The 20,093-nt window shown below is 53.6% G+C and carries 26 protein-coding genes; 13 read left to right on the forward strand and 13 right to left on the reverse strand.

Annotated features, from left to right (window positions below; genetic code table 11):
• Positions 1-3 precede the first annotated feature (3 nt).
• Complete coding sequence (locus tag Q1B21_RS08040) at positions 4-753, forward strand: SDR family oxidoreductase (protein ID WP_298936377.1); 750 nt, start codon at positions 4-6, stop codon at positions 751-753.
• Positions 754-815: 62 nt separating this feature from the next.
• On the opposite strand, the gene Q1B21_RS08045 is transcribed toward Q1B21_RS08040, so the two are convergent.
• Entirely contained in the window at positions 816-1,205 is a 390-nt protein-coding gene (locus tag Q1B21_RS08045; RefSeq protein ID WP_299888073.1) for a DUF983 domain-containing protein, read from the reverse strand.
• A 169-nt stretch (positions 1,206-1,374) separates the two neighbouring features.
• Here Q1B21_RS08045 and Q1B21_RS08050 point away from each other — a divergent pair, with 169 nt between their 5' ends.
• The 4 genes from Q1B21_RS08050 to Q1B21_RS08065 all read left to right on the forward strand — a co-directional run bounded on the left by Q1B21_RS08050 (position 1,375) and on the right by Q1B21_RS08065 (position 4,224).
• The gene (locus Q1B21_RS08050; RefSeq protein ID WP_299888077.1) at positions 1,375-2,745 is read left to right on the forward strand and encodes a PLP-dependent aminotransferase family protein; all 1,371 of its coding nucleotides are present in this window, start codon (positions 1,375-1,377) and stop codon (positions 2,743-2,745) included.
• Positions 2,746-2,828: 83 nt separating this feature from the next.
• Positions 2,829-3,035: a ParD-like family protein gene (locus Q1B21_RS08055; RefSeq protein WP_299888080.1), complete on the forward strand. Its 207-nt coding sequence runs from the start codon at positions 2,829-2,831 to the stop codon at positions 3,033-3,035.
• A 1-nt stretch (position 3,036) separates the two neighbouring features.
• Positions 3,037-3,816: a type I methionyl aminopeptidase gene (gene map / locus Q1B21_RS08060; RefSeq protein ID WP_299888083.1), complete on the forward strand. Its 780-nt coding sequence runs from the start codon at positions 3,037-3,039 to the stop codon at positions 3,814-3,816.
• An 18-nt stretch (positions 3,817-3,834) separates the two neighbouring features.
• Complete coding sequence (locus Q1B21_RS08065) at positions 3,835-4,224, forward strand: SgcJ/EcaC family oxidoreductase (RefSeq protein ID WP_299888085.1); 390 nt, start codon at positions 3,835-3,837, stop codon at positions 4,222-4,224.
• A 16-nt stretch (positions 4,225-4,240) separates the two neighbouring features.
• On the opposite strand, the gene Q1B21_RS08070 is transcribed toward Q1B21_RS08065, so the two are convergent.
• On the reverse strand, positions 4,241-4,858 hold the full coding sequence (locus Q1B21_RS08070) for a TetR/AcrR family transcriptional regulator (protein WP_299888088.1): 618 nt from the start codon (positions 4,856-4,858) through the stop codon (positions 4,241-4,243).
• Positions 4,859-4,964: 106 nt separating this feature from the next.
• Between Q1B21_RS08070 and Q1B21_RS08075 the strand changes: the two genes are divergently transcribed.
• From Q1B21_RS08075 to Q1B21_RS08090, 4 genes are all read left to right on the forward strand, one after another.
• Positions 4,965-5,426, forward strand: a complete 462-nt coding sequence (locus Q1B21_RS08075; protein ID WP_299888091.1) for a DMT family transporter — start codon at positions 4,965-4,967, stop codon at positions 5,424-5,426.
• A 63-nt stretch (positions 5,427-5,489) separates the two neighbouring features.
• Entirely contained in the window at positions 5,490-5,945 is a 456-nt protein-coding gene (locus Q1B21_RS08080) for a nuclear transport factor 2 family protein (RefSeq protein WP_299888094.1), read from the forward strand.
• On the forward strand, positions 5,938-6,777 hold the full coding sequence (locus tag Q1B21_RS08085; RefSeq protein WP_299888097.1) for an ergot alkaloid biosynthesis protein: 840 nt from the start codon (positions 5,938-5,940) through the stop codon (positions 6,775-6,777). Before Q1B21_RS08080 ends, Q1B21_RS08085 begins: the two co-directional genes overlap by 8 nt.
• A 93-nt stretch (positions 6,778-6,870) precedes the next feature.
• Positions 6,871-7,173, forward strand: a complete 303-nt coding sequence (locus Q1B21_RS08090; protein ID WP_299888100.1) for a hypothetical protein — start codon at positions 6,871-6,873, stop codon at positions 7,171-7,173.
• 420 nt (positions 7,174-7,593) lie between these two features.
• On the opposite strand, the gene Q1B21_RS08095 is transcribed toward Q1B21_RS08090, so the two are convergent.
• From Q1B21_RS08095 to Q1B21_RS08115, 5 genes are all read right to left on the reverse strand, one after another.
• Entirely contained in the window at positions 7,594-8,652 is a 1,059-nt protein-coding gene (locus tag Q1B21_RS08095) for a ferredoxin--NADP reductase (RefSeq protein WP_299888103.1), read from the reverse strand.
• Between the two features lie 7 nt (positions 8,653-8,659).
• Positions 8,660-9,145, reverse strand: coding sequence for a hypothetical protein (locus Q1B21_RS08100; RefSeq protein WP_299888106.1), 486 nt, complete (start codon positions 9,143-9,145; stop codon positions 8,660-8,662).
• 83 nt (positions 9,146-9,228) lie between these two features.
• Positions 9,229-10,392, reverse strand: coding sequence for an aromatic ring-hydroxylating dioxygenase subunit alpha (locus Q1B21_RS08105; RefSeq protein WP_299888109.1), 1,164 nt, complete (start codon positions 10,390-10,392; stop codon positions 9,229-9,231).
• Positions 10,393-10,401: 9 nt separating this feature from the next.
• Positions 10,402-10,665, reverse strand: a complete 264-nt coding sequence (locus Q1B21_RS08110; protein ID WP_299888112.1) for a hypothetical protein — start codon at positions 10,663-10,665, stop codon at positions 10,402-10,404.
• The gene (locus Q1B21_RS08115) at positions 10,662-11,252 is read right to left on the reverse strand and encodes a TetR/AcrR family transcriptional regulator (protein WP_299888115.1); all 591 of its coding nucleotides are present in this window, start codon (positions 11,250-11,252) and stop codon (positions 10,662-10,664) included. Before Q1B21_RS08115 ends, Q1B21_RS08110 begins: the two co-directional genes overlap by 4 nt.
• Before the next feature lie 55 nt (positions 11,253-11,307).
• Between Q1B21_RS08115 and Q1B21_RS08120 the strand changes: the two genes are divergently transcribed.
• From Q1B21_RS08120 to Q1B21_RS08130, 3 genes are all read left to right on the forward strand, one after another.
• Positions 11,308-11,640, forward strand: coding sequence for a hypothetical protein (locus Q1B21_RS08120; protein ID WP_299888118.1), 333 nt, complete (start codon positions 11,308-11,310; stop codon positions 11,638-11,640).
• Between the two features lie 1,269 nt (positions 11,641-12,909).
• Complete coding sequence (locus tag Q1B21_RS08125; RefSeq protein WP_299888121.1) at positions 12,910-13,131, forward strand: MbcA/ParS/Xre antitoxin family protein; 222 nt, start codon at positions 12,910-12,912, stop codon at positions 13,129-13,131.
• Positions 13,132-13,250: 119 nt separating this feature from the next.
• Positions 13,251-13,814 carry an RES family NAD+ phosphorylase gene (locus Q1B21_RS08130; RefSeq protein WP_299888124.1) on the forward strand — a complete coding sequence of 188 codons (564 nt, stop codon included), beginning with the start codon at positions 13,251-13,253 and terminating at the stop codon, positions 13,812-13,814.
• Positions 13,815-13,973: 159 nt separating this feature from the next.
• Here Q1B21_RS08130 and Q1B21_RS08135 read toward each other — a convergent pair whose 3' ends face one another.
• Positions 13,974-14,687, reverse strand: coding sequence for a YafY family protein (locus Q1B21_RS08135; RefSeq protein WP_299888127.1), 714 nt, complete (start codon positions 14,685-14,687; stop codon positions 13,974-13,976).
• Between the two features lie 87 nt (positions 14,688-14,774).
• On the opposite strand from Q1B21_RS08135, the gene Q1B21_RS08140 reads away from it, so the two are divergent.
• Positions 14,775-15,170 carry a RidA family protein gene (locus tag Q1B21_RS08140; protein WP_299888130.1) on the forward strand — a complete coding sequence of 132 codons (396 nt, stop codon included), beginning with the start codon at positions 14,775-14,777 and terminating at the stop codon, positions 15,168-15,170.
• 206 nt (positions 15,171-15,376) lie between these two features.
• On the opposite strand, the gene Q1B21_RS08145 is transcribed toward Q1B21_RS08140, so the two are convergent.
• The 5 genes from Q1B21_RS08145 to Q1B21_RS08165 all read right to left on the reverse strand — a co-directional run bounded on the left by Q1B21_RS08145 (position 15,377) and on the right by Q1B21_RS08165 (position 20,054).
• The gene (locus Q1B21_RS08145; protein ID WP_299888133.1) at positions 15,377-15,709 is read right to left on the reverse strand and encodes an ectoine synthase; all 333 of its coding nucleotides are present in this window, start codon (positions 15,707-15,709) and stop codon (positions 15,377-15,379) included.
• Positions 15,710-16,174: 465 nt separating this feature from the next.
• A complete protein-coding gene (locus Q1B21_RS08150) occupies positions 16,175-16,573 on the reverse strand; it encodes a RidA family protein (RefSeq protein WP_299888136.1) in 399 nt (132 codons plus the stop codon).
• Between the two features lie 18 nt (positions 16,574-16,591).
• Positions 16,592-17,479, reverse strand: a complete 888-nt coding sequence (locus Q1B21_RS08155) for a sugar kinase (protein ID WP_299888139.1) — start codon at positions 17,477-17,479, stop codon at positions 16,592-16,594.
• A gap of 56 nt (positions 17,480-17,535) precedes the next feature.
• A complete protein-coding gene (locus Q1B21_RS08160; protein WP_299888142.1) occupies positions 17,536-18,591 on the reverse strand; it encodes a D-TA family PLP-dependent enzyme in 1,056 nt (351 codons plus the stop codon).
• Complete coding sequence (locus tag Q1B21_RS08165; protein ID WP_299888145.1) at positions 18,588-20,054, reverse strand: M81 family metallopeptidase; 1,467 nt, start codon at positions 20,052-20,054, stop codon at positions 18,588-18,590. Before Q1B21_RS08165 ends, Q1B21_RS08160 begins: the two co-directional genes overlap by 4 nt.
• Positions 20,055-20,093: the final 39 nt, after the last annotated feature.

The raw sequence follows: 20,093 nt of genomic DNA on the forward strand, positions 1-20,093 counted from the left end.
AATATGAAAACCGCTATGATCACTGGATGTTCCTCTGGCTTTGGGCTGGAGACAGCGCGACACTTCCTGGACAAGGGATGGTCTGTCATTGCGACAATGCGCAATCCGGACGAAACCTTGCTCCATGCATCGGAGCACCTGCGCGTCTTGCCGCTGGATATCTCTGACCGCAACAGTATCGTCACTGCGGTTGAAGCAGCTGGCCCAATCGATGCTCTGGTTAACAATGCAGGTATAGGCTGGCTCTCGCCCTTCGAAGGCACGACCACAGAGAATTTGCGCAGGATTTTCGAGACCAATACGTTCGGCACATTCGAGATGACTCGTGCCGTGTTGCCGCAAATGCGCTCTGAGGGTGAAGGCGTGATCGTGAACGTGTCTTCCAGCGTCACGCTCAAGCCGCTACCACTAGCATCTGTTTACACCGCCAGCAAAGCCGCCGTGAATGCGTTTACCGAATGCCTTGCCCTTGAGTTGGCGCCCTTGGGAATCCGCACTCACATTGTCTTGCCGGGTCAGGCGCCGACGACGAGTTTCGGCAAGAACGCAATGGCGCTGATGTCGAAGGCGAACGACACGCCCGAGGATTATCATGCCTTCGTCGACGAGGTCATGAGTGCATTCCGAGACCCAGCAGGCCGAGAATTCACTGAAACCCAAGATGTCGTTGAAGCGATCTGGAGGGCTGTAACGGACACCAGCTGCCCACTACACCTTCCGGCAGGCAATGACTCAGTTGCGCTGGCTGCCTGAAACAGAATGGCCGACCATTCATGGTCGGCCAAACAAACCCATCGGTCGGAGCAAACAGACCTCTAGAAACCATGCATGCGTTTCGCCCATTGATAAGCGACAATCAGGCCTTTCATGCGAGGAAGAAGGAGCAAAGCACTTACAGCAGCGATCAGGGACATGCTTGTAGCAAGCACCCATGGTTCAGGCCGCCACGTGACCCAAGCGATATGCAGGGCAAATCCCATGATGTGCCCGACGATCAGGATGGTCAGATATGCGGGTCCATCATCTGCGCGCTGGTGGCTCAGATCCAAGCCACAACTCGCACATTCATCGTTTACCTTCAGGAAGCTGTGCAAAAGCTTACCTTTGCCGCATTTGGGACATTTCAAACGCAATCCATTCAGGATCGCAGGCTTGATGGCGCGCGGCGCGGCATCTTCGGAGGTAAAGAAACTTGCATCTGACATCTGTGAGCTCCTTCTGTTGAGTCGCAGATAGCTCAATTGCAGTCAAATTGCAATCTAAATGCAATCAATCTACAATCAATTTATGAATCACCCTGTAGCCACCTTGAAAAGTTCCCTTTTTGTTGGATAGATGCCTGCGACAATCTCACATCAATGATTGGGTCAAATTGTGAAGCCCTGGAAGCCAACCCTGAGTGACAGCGGGAAGCCGCTCTATGTCGAAATCGCGGAGGCGATCAAACGCGATATCGAGTCCGGGGTTCTTTCCGCAGGAGACCGCCTTCCGCCTCAACGCAGCGTTGCCAAGGATATCGGTCTGGACTTCACCACCATATCGCGGGGCTATTCCGAAGCCGTCAAGCAAGGGTATATTGAAACCTTCGTTGGACGGGGTTCCTTTGTTCGGTTGCGGGAAAAGGCTGCAGAAAAAGCCGATCCTCGGCGTGCGCTTGAAGAAGATCCAAAAATGAACATGCCGCCAGAGCCGGACGACCCGGATCTTGTTGCGCGCATGGAAGAAGGCCTTAAGCATGTCGCAGCAAACCTGGTGCCGTTGCTGCGCTATCAATCCGTCATTGGCAGCGCGCAAGACCGCGAAGTCGCTGCGGGTTGGATGCGTGCCAATGGCATCAACGTATCCGCTGGTCGACTTGCTATCACACCCGGCGCACATGCCAGCCTGCTGTCTATCCTGACTTTGCTTTGCAAGCCCGGCGCGACCCTGCTTTGCGAAAGTGTGACTTATCCCGGGGTTCGCGCAATCGCCTCGCAGCTTGGGTTAGAGCTAATCGGAGTGATCTCTGACGACAGTGGAATTCTGCCTGATGCGTTGGAGGCAGCGATCCGGCAGCATGAGCCTTCTGCCGTTTATCTAAATCCAACGCTGCAAAACCCCACGACACTGACACTTCCCAAGAGCCGGAGGGAGGAGATTGCCGCGGTCCTGTCGAAGCATGCGACACCTTTGGTCGAGGACGATGCGTGTCGCTTTGTCTCGTCGGACGCGCCGCAGCCGATTTCGCATCTCATACCGGATTTGGGATGGTACATCGCCGGTCTTTCGAAATGTCTGGGTGCCGGTTTGAGGCTAGCGCTGACAGTGGTTCCGGCAGGATTGGCCAAAAACCACTTCACACGGGTGCTGCACGCGTCAAATGTCATGGCATCGCCTGTTACGACAGCATTGATGAGCTGCTGGATCGAGGATGGAACAGCCACAGTGATCCAGTCTTTCGTCCGCAAGGAAGCGGCACGTCGGCAGGCTTTGGCAGTAGAAACACTGCGAGATCAGGATTTCCGGGCCAGCGCTGAAGCCTTCAACATATGGTTAACTTTGCCTGAAGGAAGCAGTCAAGCAGACGTAATGGGGCAAATGGCCAACCGCCAAATTGGGATCATGCCGAGCAATGCCTTTACCGTGAATGGCCCGCCGTCCGAAACGGTAAGGGTCTGCCTTGGCGGGCCTATTTCCTTCAGCCAATTGGGCGAAGATCTCGAAGCGCTCAATTACGCAATTACCCAACAGGATTGGGTTTCCTGAGACAGCAACGCCTCTGGCTTTCCAATATTGAACCTATATGCGAATCGTTTATGGTTCATATAAGGATCAACCAAAGGGCGACTATGGGTATCGTAAAGATCGGCGAAGAACTGCACGAAGACATTCGCAAGGCAAGCAGCGTGATGTGCAGATCTATAAATGCGCAGGCGGAGTTTTGGATGAAAGTCGGAATGCTAGCCGAAGCCAATCCCACCTTGTCATTCAACGAGATCATCAAGATGGAACTTGAGGCCGCTGATGTGAACATCCCGACCTCGACGGCCGCCTGACATGGTAAAAACTCCTGACGAGCTAAAGCTGATGCGGATATCTGGCAGATTGCTAGCGTCCGTTTTTGAGATGCTGGATGAGCAAGACTTTCTTGGTATGTCAACCTTGCAGGTGAATGATCTGGTCGAGAGGTTCATCACGACCGATCTCGAGTCTAGGCCAGCGAGCAAGGGTCAATACGGGTTTGAATATGTCTTGAATTCCTCAATCAATGAAGTCGTATGTCACGGGGTGCCTTCAGCTGACGATGTTATTCGAGATGGTGATATCGTGAACTTTGACATTACGCTGGAAAAGAACGGGTTCATTGCCGATTCAAGCAAGACATATCTGGTTGGAAATGCTGCCCGCGCAACCAAGCGGCTTGTGCAGATTGCCCAACAGGCCATGTGGCAGGGTATCAAGGAAGTAAAATCTGGGGCCTATATCGGCGACATTGGGTTCGCCATCGAAAAATACGCGAAAAAGAACCGGTGCTCAGTTGTGCGTGAATACTGCGGGCATGGCATTGGGCGAAAGATGCACGAGGAGCCCCAGGTCACGAACTACGGAAAGCCAGGAACCGGCATGAGGCTACGAGAAGGAATGGTCTTCACGATTGAGCCCATGATCAATAGGGGCACTGGCAAGACGGTGACCAAAGATGATGGCTGGACGGTTGTCACAAAGGACAGAAAGCTATCCGCCCAGTTCGAGCATACAGTCGCCGTGACGAAGTCGGGTGTCGAAGTGCTAACTCTGCGCGGGGACGAGAGCGCAGCCGCGAGAGTCATCGAGTAGATGTGTTAGCATGCAGTCATGAGCGATCAAGACGTCCTTAATCTGATCAAGCAAGCTGATAAGGCCATAAGTGCTGAAGACTTTGAAGCTCTGATGGAGTTTTACGCTGATGATGCCGTCCTCGTCGTCAAGCCTGGCCAAATCGCAAAAGGGAAGCCTCAGATCAGGAAAGCCTTTGAAGCAATCGCGAAACACTTCAAGAACGCGCTGACTGTCTCGCAAGGGGAAGCCCAGGTGATTGAGAGCGCTGACACGACACTGGTTATCATGGAAACGCACCTTCACATTGGTGACGAGATCAAGCCAGTCACTCGTCGTGCAACCTATGTTTTCAGAAGAGATCCGATTTACGGATGGCTTTGCACAGTCGACAATTCCTATGGCACCGACTTGCTCGATGACAGGTAGCGATATGCTGCCGCTGTCAATTCGATACGCTTAGCACCAGCTTCGTAAATCTTCTGATGTCGGCTGACCGGACTGTCCTGTGTTGAACGACGACATGCCAGTAGAGCGGTGCGATAAACATATCCAGCACCATGCTTCGATCAGTATCTTCTGACAGCTCACCACGCTCAATAGCTCTGTCCAACATGACCATTGCCTGGGACCGGCGATCCTTTGTCACACTCTCCAGCAATTCCGCCAGCTCATTTGAACGGGCGTGCTCGGCATGCAGATCAGGCAAGATACGTCGCACAAGCGGATGACGCAGAGTTGCAGCCATTCTCCACATAAGCCTGGCAACGTCCTTCTCAAACGATCCTGTGTCCGGAATAGGGGTGATATTTGTGGCCGTTGATTTCACCGCTTCGGTCACAAGTTCGAATTTGGATTTACTCCGTCGATAGAGCGCCGCCTTCCCGACACCAGCCCGCGCCGCAATGCGCTCCATGCGCAGTGCAGAATACCCTGTTTCCGCCCATTCTTCGAACAAGGCACGTTGGATTGCATCCGTCACCGTGTCTTGCAAAACGGCTGCTCCAGCAGGCTTCCGACGTCGTCGAACTATATTTTTTTCGTCGGAACTATTGCGTTCCATCGTGATTCTCCCTTATGTAGGACGAGACGGTATCGTTCCGCTGTAATTTGAAGCAAACAGGTCGATACTGCAACCCGTTTGCTGCATTTGTTGAGAGGATGTAAAGATGGACTCAAAAATCGCTCTTCTGTGGTTTGCTCCTCTTCTTTGCGGCGCCTTGATACCCATCCATGCCGGAATGAACGCAGAGCTCAGCCGTGCGGCCGGCCACCCCCTTTGGGCAACCCTGTTGTCGTTTGGAATATCCTTCGTTTGCCTGGTTGTCGGGATTGCATGGCTTCGCCCGACACTACCGAATCTATCGTCTTTACATGCGGCGCCTCCCTGGGCGTGGGTAGGAGGTGTGGTCGGCGTCATTTACGTGATGGCGACCATGGTTCTGATCCCACGCTTTGGGGCTGCCGCCTTTATTGCCGCTGTTGTTGCCGGGCAAATGACGATGGCGCTTATCCTGGACCAAAATGGCCTTCTGGGGAACGTCCCTCGACCAGCAGACATCTTCCGCATCACTGGCGCCATGCTGTCGATTGCAGGCGTTCTCATCATGCAATTTGGGAAAGCATCATGACCGAAGGCACCACTTATATCGAAACCCTCCCAATAAGGGATCAACAAGAGGTTAGGAGAGATCATGTCTGACACAAACACGATACCAAGCTTTGGCGCGATGCTGCGCGGTGCCCTCGGCGATGCGATCATCGCAGATGCAGGCAAAAACTTCCTGGATATGTGTGACGAGGACATTGTGTTCGAGTTTCCATTTACACCGGAAGGTTCCGTAAGAGAATTACGCGGTCGCACCGCGATGGAAGCGTATCTGCCGAAAGTTGGGGCGCTAATCAGATTCGAAGCCATGAGCCCCGCGATCACCCACATGGCCAAGGACGGCGAGACCTTTGTTTTAGAATTCTCCTGCAAAGGAAAAGGCGAAGCCGGGCGCTATGACCAAAACTACATCTCAGTCATTCAAGTTAGGAACGGACGCATCATACGATACCGCGACTACTGGAACCCCCTGATTCTGCTGAATGCCGTCGGCGGGATTGAGGTTCTGACATCGAAGCTGGGAGACTTTATCGATGACTAATACCATTCTTGTCACTGGCGGCACCGGGAAAACCGGCAGCCGCGTCGTCGAACAGCTGAAACGAAAGGGGGTCTCTCCGCGCGTCGGCACACGTAACCCAAAGGGGGAGAACGAAGCACGCTTCGACTGGAAAGACCCATCGACATTCGCGGGTTCCTTCGAGGGCGTCGCGGCTGTTTATCTCGTAGCACCCACAGACACCGTGGATTCACTGGGAGCAATGCAGCCCGGCCTTGAGGCAGCACTTGCTTCGGGCGTCACGCGCTTTGTGTTACTGAGTGCTTCGTCTCTCGAAGAGGGAGGCCCCATGATGGGCGCAGTGCACGCATGGCTTCGCGCCAACGCACCAGAATGGGTCGTGCTGCGGCCAACCTGGTTCATGCAGAACTTTTCGGAGCAACAGCATCGTGATCCTATCCGTGATGAATCTGCGATCTACACAGCGACAGATGACGGTCGTATCGGCTTTATCGATGCAAATGACATCGCCGCCAGCGCAACAGCGATACTGACTGCGCCATCGGTCGACAATACGGACTATATCCTCACAGGTCCCGAGGCGGCTTCCTATGATGTGGTTGCCGAGACGCTGAGTAATCAATTGGGACGGCAGGTTATTCACCATCGCATGACCGTGGATGAACTGGCAGAGCGTCATCAAAAACTCGGGCTGCCGCAAGAATATGCAAAGACACTGGCCGCTATGGACAGTGCGATTGCAGGCGGTTCCGAAGATCGGGTCACAGATCATGTACTTCACTTGACTGGACGGGCTCCGACTTCCCTCACGGAATTTGTTCGGCAAAACCTTGGGGCATGGTCGAATGGCTAGAGCGAAGTGAGCAGCCCTTGCCCCGGCATTGAGCCTCTCAATAGCATCCAGCATTGATCATTGCGAAAAATATCGCATTGAAATCAACGGAAAATGAAAGCCATGCTCATTCTGGACATTCGGGCAACCTATTGCGAATGGCAGGGCATATCTTCCGTCGTCGCTGTGCGTTTCACGCCCGTTGAGCGGTGGAGTGGAGAGTCAAACAAACCGCAGATCGGCGTCTGTGGCTTGCGCCACGTGCCGGTCATGTTGATCCAGTACTTAGAGGGTGAATGGCGCAACGGAGTGCCAGGCTTCCTCACCGGATGCTCTGATCTGTCCCTTGCCTTCGATACCGTAGCGCGCCTACAACAAGCTGTAGGTGTGCTTATAATGCTGCATTCCTATCATTGATTTTATTCAGAAAATGCGATTGTCTTCGCCCATAATCTTGCGCAATATTTGCACATAACTCTGCGCGATTTAAGAAACTTACTCAATTGATGGTAGTTGTCGTGCGTTTCCGTCAACTTTGAAGCACTGTTGCTCAATCAAAAGTGCATTCCGGTTGGCAAAATTCAACCCTTATCTGAAGGAAGCAACTCATGCGCGCGCGTGCAGTAAACCACAGAGTTGGAATCTGACGGAAGCAGTTTAAGTTCTTTCGAGAGCCTTGCGATGCAATATGTTGCTCAGCCGTAGGGAACGGAAGCGGTCACCTGCTTCGGATTGAACCTATCGCCGCAATGCAGACGAAGTAGCCATTTAGACTTATTGCTTTCAAGCTAAGTGTCTGTCGAGATTGGTAGCCAGCTTAACACCATTGCCGCGTCTCTAATTGTCAAAGCTAATGCTAAGTTCATCTGAGGTAGCGACACTCTGGCAGGATAGTATATCTCCTCGGGTGACATCGCTGTCTTCTAGAGCCATTCGAGCATGCATGTAGACCTGACCCTTTGTTAGACGCGCTTTGCAGGCGCCGCACACACCGGATTGGCAACTGAAGGGTGGTCTCAAGCCAGCCGACAATATCGCGTTCAGGAGGGTTTGATCGGCAGCAACGGGAACCTCGTATGTCGCCCCGCCCAGTTCAACTTGTGCATTGGCGGCGATCCCCGTCACAGTGGAAGCAGTGACTGTTGCCCCGCCGAAGCTTTCCATATGAATTCTGTTTGCAGGTACATCCAGTGCCATCAACGCGTTGCTCACGTCCGTATTCATAGCTCCGGGTCCGCAAATCCAGTATTGGACATCTTGCGCCAAAGGTGGGGTTTCCGTCACGACGACCTTTGTGGCTCCGGCATCCACGCGCCCTTTTCGCCAGGAGCTGGTCCAACTCCACAGCGAGGGTGCCGACAGGACATGGCGCAATGTGAACCGGGTGGCGTGATCACTTGCCAGTTTGTGCAGTTCTTCGGCAAAGATGATGCTTTCGCCATCAGCGTTTCCATAGATCAGATGCGCCACTGAATGAGGTTCTTCTTTGAGGACAGCGTTGATCATTGCGAAAAGCGGCGTGATGCCACTGCCTGCGCCAAAGAAATAGTGGGTGCGGCGTTTCAGCGGATCTGGCGTCAGGGAAAATTGACCGAATGGCGGCATGACATCAACCGTATCGCCGGACTTTAGGTGGTCTCCGATATGATTGGACACCAGCCCACCGGCCACCCGTTTTACGGTGATGCGCAAAGGTGCACCCGGCGAGTTGGAAATGGTGTAGCTGCGGCGTTGCTCTGTGTTGTTGAGGTGAAAGCGCAGAGTGACATGCTGCCCTGCCTGCCAGCAAAATGTCTCGGCCAGATCAACGGGCAGATCAAAGATCACGCTTGTGGCTTTGCCTTTGATCTCGGGCCGGATTTCAGCAACGTTCAGGGAAAAGAAGTTGGGGGTCATGGCATCCTCAACGATAATCAAACGTGGTGTCGAGAGATCGGATTGCCAGCCGACCAGCTTGGGAGATGATGAAAAACCTATCCGTCTGAACCATCGTTCCCGTTGCGTCACCCCAGATGTAGCCAACACGGGTTGTGGCTGTGACACGCGTGCCGCCCTCGGTGATTTCCGAGGTAATCGTGGGCGCATCGCGCTGTGTTTCCTTGTATCCCTGCATCGCGTCGGCCAATTCCGGGTCTTGGCTCCAATCAGAAAGCATTTCCCAATCGGCCACCGGGTATGAGAACTGCTCATCCGGGTACCCGAGCCCGAATTTGATTGTGACAGAGTGCACGGCCTTCGGGTGCCAGTCCTTCCAGGTCGCGGCGATTGCTGCCTCATCTGATGCACCAAGATAGCGCGCCACAAGGTCCTTGGGTTCGTCTGACGGGCTGGCCAGGACCAGACCAGTTGCCAGAATCGTTCCGATCAGGGTTGCAAAAATACGTTTCATTTTCTTTCCAAATTCAGCGGAGTGGCGGGAGTTTTCCGAACAGGCAATTGAGGGAATGGCCCATTTTGCCCGAAGGCACCTGGCTAAGTCCCGGCCTGTTGTGTCGCAAAGAAATCCAGGATCGCTTGTTGGTGTCTGACAACCGGGCTCTCTCCGTTGGCGGCAGGGCCGACCTCAAAATACGGGCTGGTCAAAGACTTTTGCTGTTGCTCGCAGGCGTAAATATCTTCGGCCGTGAAATCACCTGACGCCATTGGATCATCTTCGCCGGTTGCATCGCCGTCGGGATATTTCGGTCCACCGAAATCCTTCCAGAAGCTCCAACTGCTCCACTCCTGTTTCTGAAACTCCCACCCTGAGGCATTCGCCAACTTGGTGCGGTTTTCCACGCGCGTCAGTTCAGGCCCCAAAGGCGTGAGAATGAAGATGTTCCAACTGTCCTCACCGGCGCCAAGCCCGATTCCGGGAAACAGCATGGGCACCCAGGCCCCAATATGCGGCTCTGGTATCACCCGCGGTGTCGGCAGGTTTTTCTCCAATTCCGTTGCATAATCGGACGCCGGCGGTTCCCAGAAGTGATAATGCGGGCCCTGCCAGCCGTATTCTGCCCGCGCATGGTCATACATGTGCAGCGTATTCGAGTGCAGGTGGCTCAGATGGTAGACGTCGATGTAATTCTCGACGACGATCTTCCAGTTGGCCTTGATTTCATAGCTTCGCCGCGCATCGGGATATTCCACCAGCTCTTCCGGTTTATGTGGCCCCAGCAGCGGATCAATATCGCCGAACCACGCGACCAGGCTGGGTGGGTTTGGGTCGGGATGAACAAACAGCATGCCGCGCCAGATATCGACGCTGGCGGGTTTGAGGCCGAGGCAGGATTTGTCGATTCCATCGGGATATTCCTTTGCCTCATCCGGAACCGAAATCAGGTTGCCCTCCAGATCGTATGTCCAGTCATGGTAGGGGCATGTCAGCGCCTTTTGCGTTTTCCCGACGGCCCGGATCAACTGGGTGCCACGGTGACGGCAGATGTTATGAAACGCGCGCAATCGGTGATCGCGCCCCATAACGATAAAGATGTTGTTCAGCCCGGCCTGAACCGAGATGAAATGACCGGGCTCTGGCACGTCTTCGGCCAACCCGGCATAGCGCCAAGTGCGCGAGAAGATCTGCCTTTGCTCGCGGTCGAACCAGTCTTGCGAAGTATAGGCATCAACGGGAAGGCGGTGGTACATGCGGGTCATGGCAACCTCTTAGACAAGCCAGATGGCATAGGCGGGAAACAGGCTGGCGGCGATCATCATCAGGCCGAACACCGCCCAAAGGATCGCGACGGCCCAGAACAGGATCGGATCGTGTTCCCGCGAGATATCAAAGACAAGGGCGGTCTGGCCCGTCATAATTGACGGCACCAACCACCACAGAAACAGCAAGCCCCAAACCCAATAGAGCCCCAGCAAAGCCGCAACCAAAAGAACGGGCAAGGCCATGTGATTGACAAGGCGTCGGGTGCTCATACGGTCACCTCAAGGCTGGCGGCAAGGATCGTTGCGGCCTGTTTCAGCTCTGCACGCCAGGCTTCGGGCGGATTTAGCGGGGCCAGGGAATCCAGGTTCACATATGTCGCCGAAATCCCCTGCGAAACCGCGCGGATCTGGGCAGTAGGCGCGTTCGGGGAAGCCCGTTTCAACACGACCTCGATTACCTCAAAGAACTGTTCCAAGCTGTCAACAAGGGGCTGTCGCATTGACGGGTGATAGACGACGGATGTGACAAGCGACTGGTAGGCCAGCATTACGCGCGGATCATTGGGGGCAGATTTATCAAACAGCAGATCGATCAGATCAGCTGTTGTGCCCGTTGGCTCCAACGCGTCCCGAAAGGCGGTTGTCGCCTGCGCAAACCTTTCTACAACATGACTAATAAGGGCCCCGGTCATCTGGTCCTTGTTGCCCAAGTAGTGACGCAGGATGGGTCGTTTGACCCCGGCCTCAGTAGCGATGCGCTCTTGGGTTGCCCCCTCCAATCCGAAACGGGACACACAGGTGAGATATGCATCAAGGATCTGTTCTGATCGCTGGTCTTTAAGGCTGGGGCGGGGCATCGTTTCTCTCGTTTATTGTCGCATCTGACAAATAACTATTCTAAGTATATTGTCAATGATGACAATTAATAAATCTGATGTGAATGCCGCACATTTGAGTTGGATCCTGTCGACAAACGATCTGGGGTGCATTCCTGCTCCATTGCGCAGCCGCTGCATCATCTATGAGGTTCCGGTGCCGACGCCGGAGCAACTGCCGGCTATTATCAAAAGCATGGTGGGCGAGTACGCTGTCGAGCGCGGCCTTCGGCGTGAGTTCTTTACGCTTGATATGAGCGATGCGGAAGCTCTGGTCGAGACTTTCAAACAGCATAAATCGGTGCGGGTTTTACACCGGTTTGTACGCGGGCTACTGCACCAGAAATTAAAATGTTGGAAGCGGAATTGAACCGAACAATGCGGCCTCCATGAGAGAGCCTTGGCGATTGGGCTAAGGGCCCAAGACCTACGAACACAGACAACTGAGAGAGGGCCAAGATGCTTAGAATTGTAGTTTATGCAAATCAAACGCCAATCGCGGAAGCCAAGGCAGGCAACATGTCCATGCTGGCCGACGTCAGCGATTATTAAGTGCATGCGGTTGAGCACGCCGCGCCTAAACTCGACATCCCAGCCGCTGATGTAACGGGTTGGGTGAGAGATCATCCACGGCGGACGAGTGTCTGGCACCTAGTCCGCAGAATTGCGGAGATGGCTGTTGGTGATAGTGAAGAAGCTCAGTAGCGCAAGGAGATACACCATCGACTACGGCCAACAGTTCTGATTAAGGCTAGCCGGTGACCGCTTCATTCCGCATCAGATCACGAGAGATCGTGTTATCGATCATCTAATCAGGCGACAAAGACACTATGTGGTATAGTAAACCATGAGCACTTAAACACTGATCAGCCTAGCCATATCACTTGTGATTTGCTGCCTATGCCTTTGGCTGGTTCGCCATGTTGTGAAACATAGCGGTCAAGACAGGATAGTGGGCCCAGAGGCCGTGCAAGAGTTAATGGGAACCATCGACTGGTCGCAGCTCGATAGCGTCATGGATCGGCCCGGCGTCAGGCATCCCGATACCGGCTAATCGTAACGTTGACTCGCAGAGATCCACAACGTACCCAACAACCTAAAACTCGCGTCAAGGCGGGTGGATTTATTGAATTCAATGTCTTTCGCATTGAACTACCGTGAGTTTCCTACCGTCCCCTTTGGAGACGGCTGTGAGTTCAGCCTTGAGTGCCTGATGGAGAGATACTCATCTCGTTTGTTTGACTTTGGCGTCTGAGCCCCATGACTGAGCTAAAGGTCAGCCAAAGTCTTGACGTGAGCATGCTATGTCTATATATAGACACAGCATCTACATCAGGACATATAGTCAGATATGCAGATCGCACGGCCAACTGAGCCTGGAGCCCACGCACCAGTCTTTCACCAGATTAGACTTGAGGATCGTTCTCGCTTGAGCGGTCCTGGGCTGCGGACTTTTCGCAATATTGCGGAGAGGTGGGGTCTGAGTGAGGCTGATCGCATTGCCGCACTCGGTTACCCTGGTCGCTCGACATATCATTCATGGATGAAGAAGGCTGTCGAAGGCGAGAAAATTTCGCTCCCGTTTGACACTCTTATTCGCATCTCAGCAATCCTAGGGATTCACAAGGGTCTCTCAATCTTGTTCCATGAAGACGCACAAGCACTTCAATGGCTGTCATCTTCGCATCTTGGAACCGATTTTGCAGGTCGGTCGCCACTCAGCCTGATCATTGAGAACGGTCAGGACGGCATGATGCTTGTGCGTCGATATATTGATGCCTGGAGAGGTGGTTGCATGGGTCATGGCGCACCTGAAGGGTCATTTGAACCTGTTACCGAGGAAGACGTCGTTTTCGTATGAATTGGAAGTTAGAAAGCTATGCGAAATGCCGGCCGCCGTCGACATGTCGCATTATCCCGTCAAGATTTCCTCCGGTCGCAGCATTTGAGACGGTTTCTAGCCCCGAAGATCTGGAGGCCGTGTTCGAGCTTGAAGGCTGGACAAATGATAGAATGGTTGCAGCTCGAATTGCCCGACTGGATCAAGGCTTGTGGGTCTACGGATCTCCGAACGCGAGCATTGTCATGTCGTCTTTCCTGCATGGATCCCCACAAGGCATGCGCTTTACAGGCCCTGAACTGGGTGCCTGGTATGCATCGACGGAGCTGATGACTGCGGTGCTTGAGGCTGCCAACGGCATTCGAAAAGAGCTCTCCCTTTCCGGATTGCCAGGAAAGCGTGAAACTTATCGCGAATACATCGCAAACATGGATGGGGAGTTCGTAGACATCTTCGATATCCATCCGGAATTCCACGATCCAGATGATAGCACTTATCCAGAACCGCAAAAGTTCGGCTCTTATGTTCGAACGAATGGCATCGGTAACGGAGTGATTGGCATTCGTTACCAAAGCGTCACGCGCCCTGGTCACGACAATTGGGTGTGCTGTGTGCCGCAAGCGATCTTAGATGTAACTCAGGCGCGTTACATTGACATTGATGCGAGACCCACCGGGAAGGTGGTTATTCACAGTCTGACATAGGCCAGCCCCATGATAGGGGTCCATTGCGTGACGGGGCGAAATGTCGCTGTAAGAGTTTTCGACAAAGCCGCCGTTCGCGCGTGGTGCGGCGGATTCAACGAATGAGCCCGGTTCGACTGTTGCTGCGATGTGCATCAATGGCCGCTTCACCGATCACTTTTACAATTCGCTATACGGGCAGACGTCATCTTCAAATGGGACATGCCTGCGCCGAAAACTGCTATCGGGAACGGCTTCCGGCCTGTTGATCCTATCCATTCGGAAGTGTCGGAAATCGTCGCGCTTCGGGTCCCAGCCGACGAGATACCAAAGCGGCGGAAGGATCAGCATTGCCTGCGGTTCCACTTCGCGCGTTGTATTGCGACCTTGTGCGTCGCGATAGTCAAAGCGGATGAGGTTTCGGCCCAGAAACGCATCTTCGAAAGCGAGCAACAATTTAGGGTCCATTTTGCCCATGTCAGTCAGATCCTGTAGCGGCGACAACTGGCCAATATGAAGGCAGTCGAGGAAAGCGCGCAGATCGCGCATCTTATCTCCAGGCAGGGCTTTTTCGATCTTGGCAAGCCCCGCATCGGCCAATTCCGAGAATGGCAGGTTTCCCGCAGCGCGCATCGCCGCAACGCTAATAAGCAGCGCGAACACCTCAGGCACCGATAGCTTGGCCGTTGCCTGTAACGATTGGGGGTCGAGTTGCACTCCGCCTCCGCGCCCGACATCGGAATGGATGACATAACCCTCATCCCGCAACGCTTTAATGTCGCGCAGCACGGTCCTACGCGATGCGCCAACCTCATCAGCAAGGGTATCAATGGTCGACGTGCCATTACGGCGAAGGCTGCGCACAATGGTGTCATGTCTGAGTCGAATGTTCATTTCGGCACCTTATCATAAATAGTGTCAGGATTTGGCACTATTTTGGCCTACACCGATCCCAGCAACGCAAAACAAGGAGAATGCGAGATGGAACGGATAGCAGTGAACCCGTGGGAGTGGTCGATCAAGCTGGGCTACAATCAGGCAGAGGCGATAGACAGCGCGACCCGTCAGGTGATTTGCGCAGGTCAAACCGCTGTTGACGAAAACGGTGCCCCCCAGCATCCCGGCGATATGCGCGCGCAGATCAATATGGCCTTGGACAATCTGGAAGCTGTCCTCACAGAGGCGAGCATGAATCTGAGCAATGTCGTCAAGCTCGGCATCTATACCACCGATGTGGATGAGGCTCTCAAAAATTTCGACCTGATGGGGATGCGCTTTGGTCCGCATCAAGTGGCTCCGCCTATGACCTTGCTGGGCGTAACGCGTCTCGCGATCCCGGGATTGCTGTTCGAAATCGAAGCAACAGCAATGGCATGACTTTTGGTCAACAGCGGCCATTTGGGTTTTGAAACCAAAAGGCCGTTTCGTCCGCACCACGGATTCTGCAAAGTCTAGTTGTGAATGTCCGGTTTGGGACTCCACCGGCCAATCGAACAGAGCGCAGAGAACCGCGTCCAGAGCCCACATCGACCGATGCTGCGCGGTGCATGAATGACCGGTTTACGTAAACATCATCACGCTCATCAGGACCCAATTGGGGCATAGCTTCCGTCTTGGCGGTGAACTTCGCGCCCACTGAGCGGCGGATTGAATACGCAGACAAGTCGCAGATCAGCGACTGCAGATCGTACCACATGCCGATCATGTCGATCCAATGCATAAAGAGTAAATGGTTCAAGGGCATGCCAGATATCATCGTCAGACGCCCTGGTCTGACCCTTATCCTCGATACAATAACACGCCTCCAAATGATGGGTGTATTTCAGCTCAAGCACTGCGCCTTTCTCGATGATCGTATCTGAAAGCGAGAACTCCACATGTCTAAACAAGCTGTAGGTGTGCTCGTAGCGCTGCATTGTCCTCATTGATTTCATTCAGAAAATTCGGTCGCCTTCGCCCGTAATATTGCGCGGTTTGCCTATTAGATTGCGCGATTCAGATTACGTACTCAATTTGTGGTAATTTCTGCGCCACTTTGTCAATTTTGAGGCTTTATTTCTCAATCGAAAGTTCATTCTAGGTGAAAAAATTCAACCCCCATCTGTAGGACGGAGCTCATTTGCGAGGTTGTGGCGGGCCCCCTCAACATATTGCGGCGCGGCTCGCTACTCCTACCGCTCGCCGCGAACCAGACATTCACCAGCGAGTTTTGCAAATCTCGAGAGCGCAACAAACCGGCCACTATCTTCCCAACTCTTAACGTACCCATTGCCCTAGAACGTCACAGAAAAGTCCCGCTAGAATGTCGCTCTATTCAATTTTAAGAAACTAGGCTGGCGAAGAACGCCAGCTCAATGCAATTGGTGCGGGGATCGTGAGGATTAGCCAAGCGGTTTGTATACGACCGCATCAATCTCGACCTTGGCGTCTACCATGATTTGTGAACGGACTGTGGAGCGTGCCGGGCCTCCGTTGGGAAAATAGCTCGCATAGACCCGGTTGAACGACCAAAAGTCGCGGGGATCATCCAGCCAGACACCAACTTTCGCGATGTCATCCAGGGTGCAGTCAGCCAGTGCAAGAGTTGCTATCAGGTTTTCCATCGTTTTCCGGGTTTGCGCCTCAATACCGCCCGCTTCGATTTCGCCGTTTTCTTTCATCGCAACCTGTCCGGAAATGAACACGAAATCTCCGGCTCTGACCGCAGGTGCAAAAGGAAGCGGTTGCCCGCCTGCTCCGGTTCTGTCATCGCCCAAACGCGCGATCTTTTTCTCTGTCATTGAAGTGATTTCCTTCTGTTAGGTTTTTCCGTAAGGAATTGGATCCACGGCGCCATAGCCTGTGGTTGATCGGGCTGCTCCCTGGTTCGCAAGCTCAGCTGATTTCAGGACATCTTTGCTTTTCAGGTAGGCAGACAGAAATATTCCGTTGAAACAATCTCCGGCACCGGTGGCATCAACCGCTTTAACCATCACGCCGGGGATAGTGTGTATGCCTTGCCCTTCAGACACGGATACGCCGTCCGCGCCCAGTGAAAGTGCCACAATATCTGCGCCCAGATTGTGGTAGAAGCTGATGATTTCCCCAGGGCTGTGAAGGCCCGTCAACTGGCGGGCATCATCGAGCCCTGGTAACGCAATATTGCACCTCTTCATTACATCGTGGGTAACCTGTCGTGCCTTGTCCAATGGCCAAAGGGTTGTGCGTAAATTGGGATCGAAGGCAAATGGTGTGCCGGACCTATACGCTGTTTGGAGTGAATGTAGAGTTGTTGACCGTAGCTCAGGACTTACTCCAAGGCTGATGCCGGAAGTATAGAACATTCTTGCGCCGGAAATTGCATCATCCGGAGCCTGATTTGGGAGCATCCGGCTCGCAGCGGAGCCTTTCCTGCGATAGACAAAATGGTGACCGTCATCATTATGAAAAACAAAATACAGCCCAGTATCTTCGCCAGAGGCCGTTTCCACATGTTCGTGGTTTACACCTTCCCTGGACCACAGGCTCCTGAGCTTTTTACCAAATTGATCGCCACCGATGCGGGTGATCAAAGCAACTTTCGTCCCTTGTCTCGCGGCCGCGACGGCGACGTTGGAAACGTCACCACCGAACCCGCCTTTAAACGAACCATCCGGGTAAGCGGTTAACTCGAACAGGGGTTCCCCTAAACATATGAGGTCAGTCATATCGCACCTTGTTGATACCCGTCGCCGTCATCAGTCATTGGCGAAGTTTAAGCTGTTTACTGAATCTTGCCCCGTGCTGCGACGGGCACGGACCCCAGCGCGCTGTCTCCGCGAGTGGTTTCGATCTGATCCACCATATTGGTGACTACACAGGCATGGTTTGGAATGATCTGGATACGATCTCCGACCCTCAGATCGATTTTGGCAGCCTTCAGCACACCGTGTTCTTCTGATAGGCCCTGGACCAAAATGTCCGGTCTACCTAACACGTGTCCGTGGCCTTCCAATCCCAACAAGTCTGAAGTCAGCACTTTTGATCCCGCATCTATTACGGCACGATTGTCGGCAGGGACTGAGATCACCGTAGCAAGAACACTCAACGCACAATCCTCCCAGGTACAGATACCCCGTGCCTGTAATGAACGGTCGTTATAGATGTAGGTACCAATCCGGTATTCTGTCGCAATCGGAACATCTTGGGCCTTCCACATGCCCGGTGAACCACCATGGGATACGACGTGTACTGGCAGCCCGATCTCTTCAATTTCATGTTTGGCCTGGGTGAGCCATTCTTGAACCTTCACCTCCTGTCCTACAGGCGGGTAGGTCATGAGACCAAGAAACGAGACGCCCGGCTGCGCATCGATGTAGCGCGCGAGGTCCCTTGCCTGCTCAGGTGTGGTTACGCCACATCGTTCCGCGCCCGTGTCACATTCAACCAACACTCCGAGCGGGTTAGATGCATCCGCAAAAAACCGTGCTAAGCCGTCAACAATATCGGTGTTGTCCGCGACAACAGACAATCTCACCTTTTCCGAGAGGGCACGCAAACGAGCCAGCTTGGCCTTACCGAAGATGTTAAAGGTGATCAGCACATCATCAATGCCACCTTCAGCAATCATTGCCTCGGCCTCACTAATTTTCTGGCAGGTAATGCCAATGGCACCAGCCTCTAACTGCCGTCGCGCCAGCATGGGCAGTTTGTGTGTTTTGATGTGCGGTCGAACGCTAAGTCCGTGTTTCGCACAATACCCCTGAAAACGGTCGATGTTCGCCTCGGCGATATCCAGATCGACCAGGACAGCCGGTGTGTCGATATCGGGAAAAATCATTCCACAACCTCCTTGTGAGGGTTATTGACGATGGGCCAAATTGGACGTGTCAGGTTTTTGTAGGGTGTTTTGGTGGGATCATTCGGATAGGGGCCTTCGACGGCGGCATAGATAATTTTGGAAGCAACGTCGGAGAACGCGCCGTGGAAGTGGTTTGTGGACTTTACGACCAATATCTTTTTGTCGGTGATGTCGATGCCAAGGTTCGTGAACAGGTCTGGCGAAAATGCCTGACTGCGGTTTGAATTCAGAACAACCTCGATCCCACCCAAACGTATGACAGAGCAGTCCCCCATCGGAACAACGGATGCACCAAAACTCTGAACCGCATTGCGCTGGTTTCGAACTACCGTAACCGTAGCGTCAATTGGCTTCCCCGCCAGAGCTGATGTTTTACCGCCAAAGCGAAGGTCGAACACTGCGCCTTCACCGGCTGCATGGCAAAGGCGAACCGCCATAGGATCCCAAATCGTGCCGAATGCTACGGATGTGAGCTTCTGAGCAATAGCTTCCTCAATAATGAGCGTTGAATCCCCCGCCACGCCTCCACCGGGATTGTCCCAAACGTCCGCTACGACCACTGGCCCATGTATTGCTTTGTTTGCCTCTCTCAGTGCTTTATTGGGCGACAGGTAGTTTGGCTTTGTCTGCCCGCGGAAGGAAAACAGTTCAGCCCCCAGTTTCTGAGCCAAGCAATCCGCCTTGGGCTGGTCATCGTCGGTCAGAACGACAACCTTAGCGCCAAGGTCCGGAGAATCTCCGGCCATGAATCCATGAATGACGGAAGCAGAGAGAACCTCACCATTTGCCTCCATCTGCTTAAGTTGATCGACAAACCCGCGCATAGGTTCCTGACTGGTCGGCAGAATATCCAACATGCGCACGTCAAAAACCGAAGTGACGGGCCGGATTTCGCCCTTGATGGTTCGCAACGTCAGGTCGACACAGGCCTCTCCTGCTTCAACAAAGTCAGTATGTGGAAACTCTTTGAACACAGTGATCACGTCAGCATTGGTTACTCGTCTGTCGCTGAGGTGGCTGTGAGGATCGAAGCTCGCTCCGATAACAGATTCCGGCCCGACAATTGCTCGAATTGCTTCGATCAAATCGCCTTCGCAATCCAGACAATCCTCGGAGATCATCGCCCCATGCAGACCTAGAACAACGCCATCCAGAGGCATTGCAGCTGTCACCTGGTCCAGCACCTCTTGTTTCAAGCGTGCCCATGTCTCGCGATTCAACAATCCGCCTGGCTCTGCCCATGTGGCGGTTCCCTCAATCAACTCCAGCTCATTCGACTGCGCCCTTTTCCTCAATGCAGGAAATACGGCACTGCAAAGCGTTGGGGTTTCGGGGTGCTTGCCGGGAGGTGCATAAAAGCTCTGCTCAAAATCGGAAAAGTCCGTGCGCAGGGGAGAAAAAGTGTTCGTTTCGGTCGCGAGGGACGCACAGAAGACCCGCATGTTCAATCCAATTTGTTGCTGGGGTCGGAGACCAAAAGT

This window comes from uncultured Ruegeria sp. (assembly GCF_947504215.1).
Taxonomy (GTDB): domain Bacteria; phylum Pseudomonadota; class Alphaproteobacteria; order Rhodobacterales; family Rhodobacteraceae; genus Ruegeria.

Excerpts from the sequence above, each read along its gene's own strand:
- Q1B21_RS08040 (WP_298936377.1), top strand. The coding sequence starts at position 4 with ATGAAAACCGCTATGATCACTGGATGTTCCTCTGGCTTTGGGCTGGAG.
- Q1B21_RS08045 (WP_299888073.1), bottom strand. The coding sequence starts at position 1,205 with ATGTCAGATGCAAGTTTCTTTACCTCCGAAGATGCCGCGCCGCGCGCC.
- Q1B21_RS08055 (WP_299888080.1), top strand. The coding sequence starts at position 2,829 with ATGGGTATCGTAAAGATCGGCGAAGAACTGCACGAAGACATTCGCAAG.
- map (WP_299888083.1), top strand. The coding sequence starts at position 3,037 with ATGGTAAAAACTCCTGACGAGCTAAAGCTGATGCGGATATCTGGCAGA.
- Q1B21_RS08065 (WP_299888085.1), top strand. The coding sequence starts at position 3,835 with ATGAGCGATCAAGACGTCCTTAATCTGATCAAGCAAGCTGATAAGGCC.
- Q1B21_RS08070 (WP_299888088.1), bottom strand. The coding sequence starts at position 4,858 with ATGGAACGCAATAGTTCCGACGAAAAAAATATAGTTCGACGACGTCGG.
- Q1B21_RS08075 (WP_299888091.1), top strand. The coding sequence starts at position 4,965 with ATGGACTCAAAAATCGCTCTTCTGTGGTTTGCTCCTCTTCTTTGCGGC.
- Q1B21_RS08080 (WP_299888094.1), top strand. The coding sequence starts at position 5,490 with ATGTCTGACACAAACACGATACCAAGCTTTGGCGCGATGCTGCGCGGT.
- Q1B21_RS08085 (WP_299888097.1), top strand. The coding sequence starts at position 5,938 with ATGACTAATACCATTCTTGTCACTGGCGGCACCGGGAAAACCGGCAGC.
- Q1B21_RS08090 (WP_299888100.1), top strand. The coding sequence starts at position 6,871 with ATGAAAGCCATGCTCATTCTGGACATTCGGGCAACCTATTGCGAATGG.
- Q1B21_RS08095 (WP_299888103.1), bottom strand. The coding sequence starts at position 8,652 with ATGACCCCCAACTTCTTTTCCCTGAACGTTGCTGAAATCCGGCCCGAG.
- Q1B21_RS08100 (WP_299888106.1), bottom strand. The coding sequence starts at position 9,145 with ATGAAACGTATTTTTGCAACCCTGATCGGAACGATTCTGGCAACTGGT.
- Q1B21_RS08105 (WP_299888109.1), bottom strand. The coding sequence starts at position 10,392 with ATGACCCGCATGTACCACCGCCTTCCCGTTGATGCCTATACTTCGCAA.
- Q1B21_RS08110 (WP_299888112.1), bottom strand. The coding sequence starts at position 10,665 with ATGAGCACCCGACGCCTTGTCAATCACATGGCCTTGCCCGTTCTTTTG.
- Q1B21_RS08115 (WP_299888115.1), bottom strand. The coding sequence starts at position 11,252 with ATGCCCCGCCCCAGCCTTAAAGACCAGCGATCAGAACAGATCCTTGAT.
- Q1B21_RS08120 (WP_299888118.1), top strand. The coding sequence starts at position 11,308 with ATGATGACAATTAATAAATCTGATGTGAATGCCGCACATTTGAGTTGG.
- Q1B21_RS08135 (WP_299888127.1), bottom strand. The coding sequence starts at position 14,687 with ATGAACATTCGACTCAGACATGACACCATTGTGCGCAGCCTTCGCCGT.
- Q1B21_RS08140 (WP_299888130.1), top strand. The coding sequence starts at position 14,775 with ATGGAACGGATAGCAGTGAACCCGTGGGAGTGGTCGATCAAGCTGGGC.
- Q1B21_RS08145 (WP_299888133.1), bottom strand. The coding sequence starts at position 15,709 with ATGCAGCGCTACGAGCACACCTACAGCTTGTTTAGACATGTGGAGTTC.
- Q1B21_RS08150 (WP_299888136.1), bottom strand. The coding sequence starts at position 16,573 with ATGACAGAGAAAAAGATCGCGCGTTTGGGCGATGACAGAACCGGAGCA.
- Q1B21_RS08155 (WP_299888139.1), bottom strand. The coding sequence starts at position 17,479 with ATGACTGACCTCATATGTTTAGGGGAACCCCTGTTCGAGTTAACCGCT.
- Q1B21_RS08160 (WP_299888142.1), bottom strand. The coding sequence starts at position 18,591 with ATGATTTTTCCCGATATCGACACACCGGCTGTCCTGGTCGATCTGGAT.
- Q1B21_RS08165 (WP_299888145.1), bottom strand. The coding sequence starts at position 20,054 with ATGCGGGTCTTCTGTGCGTCCCTCGCGACCGAAACGAACACTTTTTCT.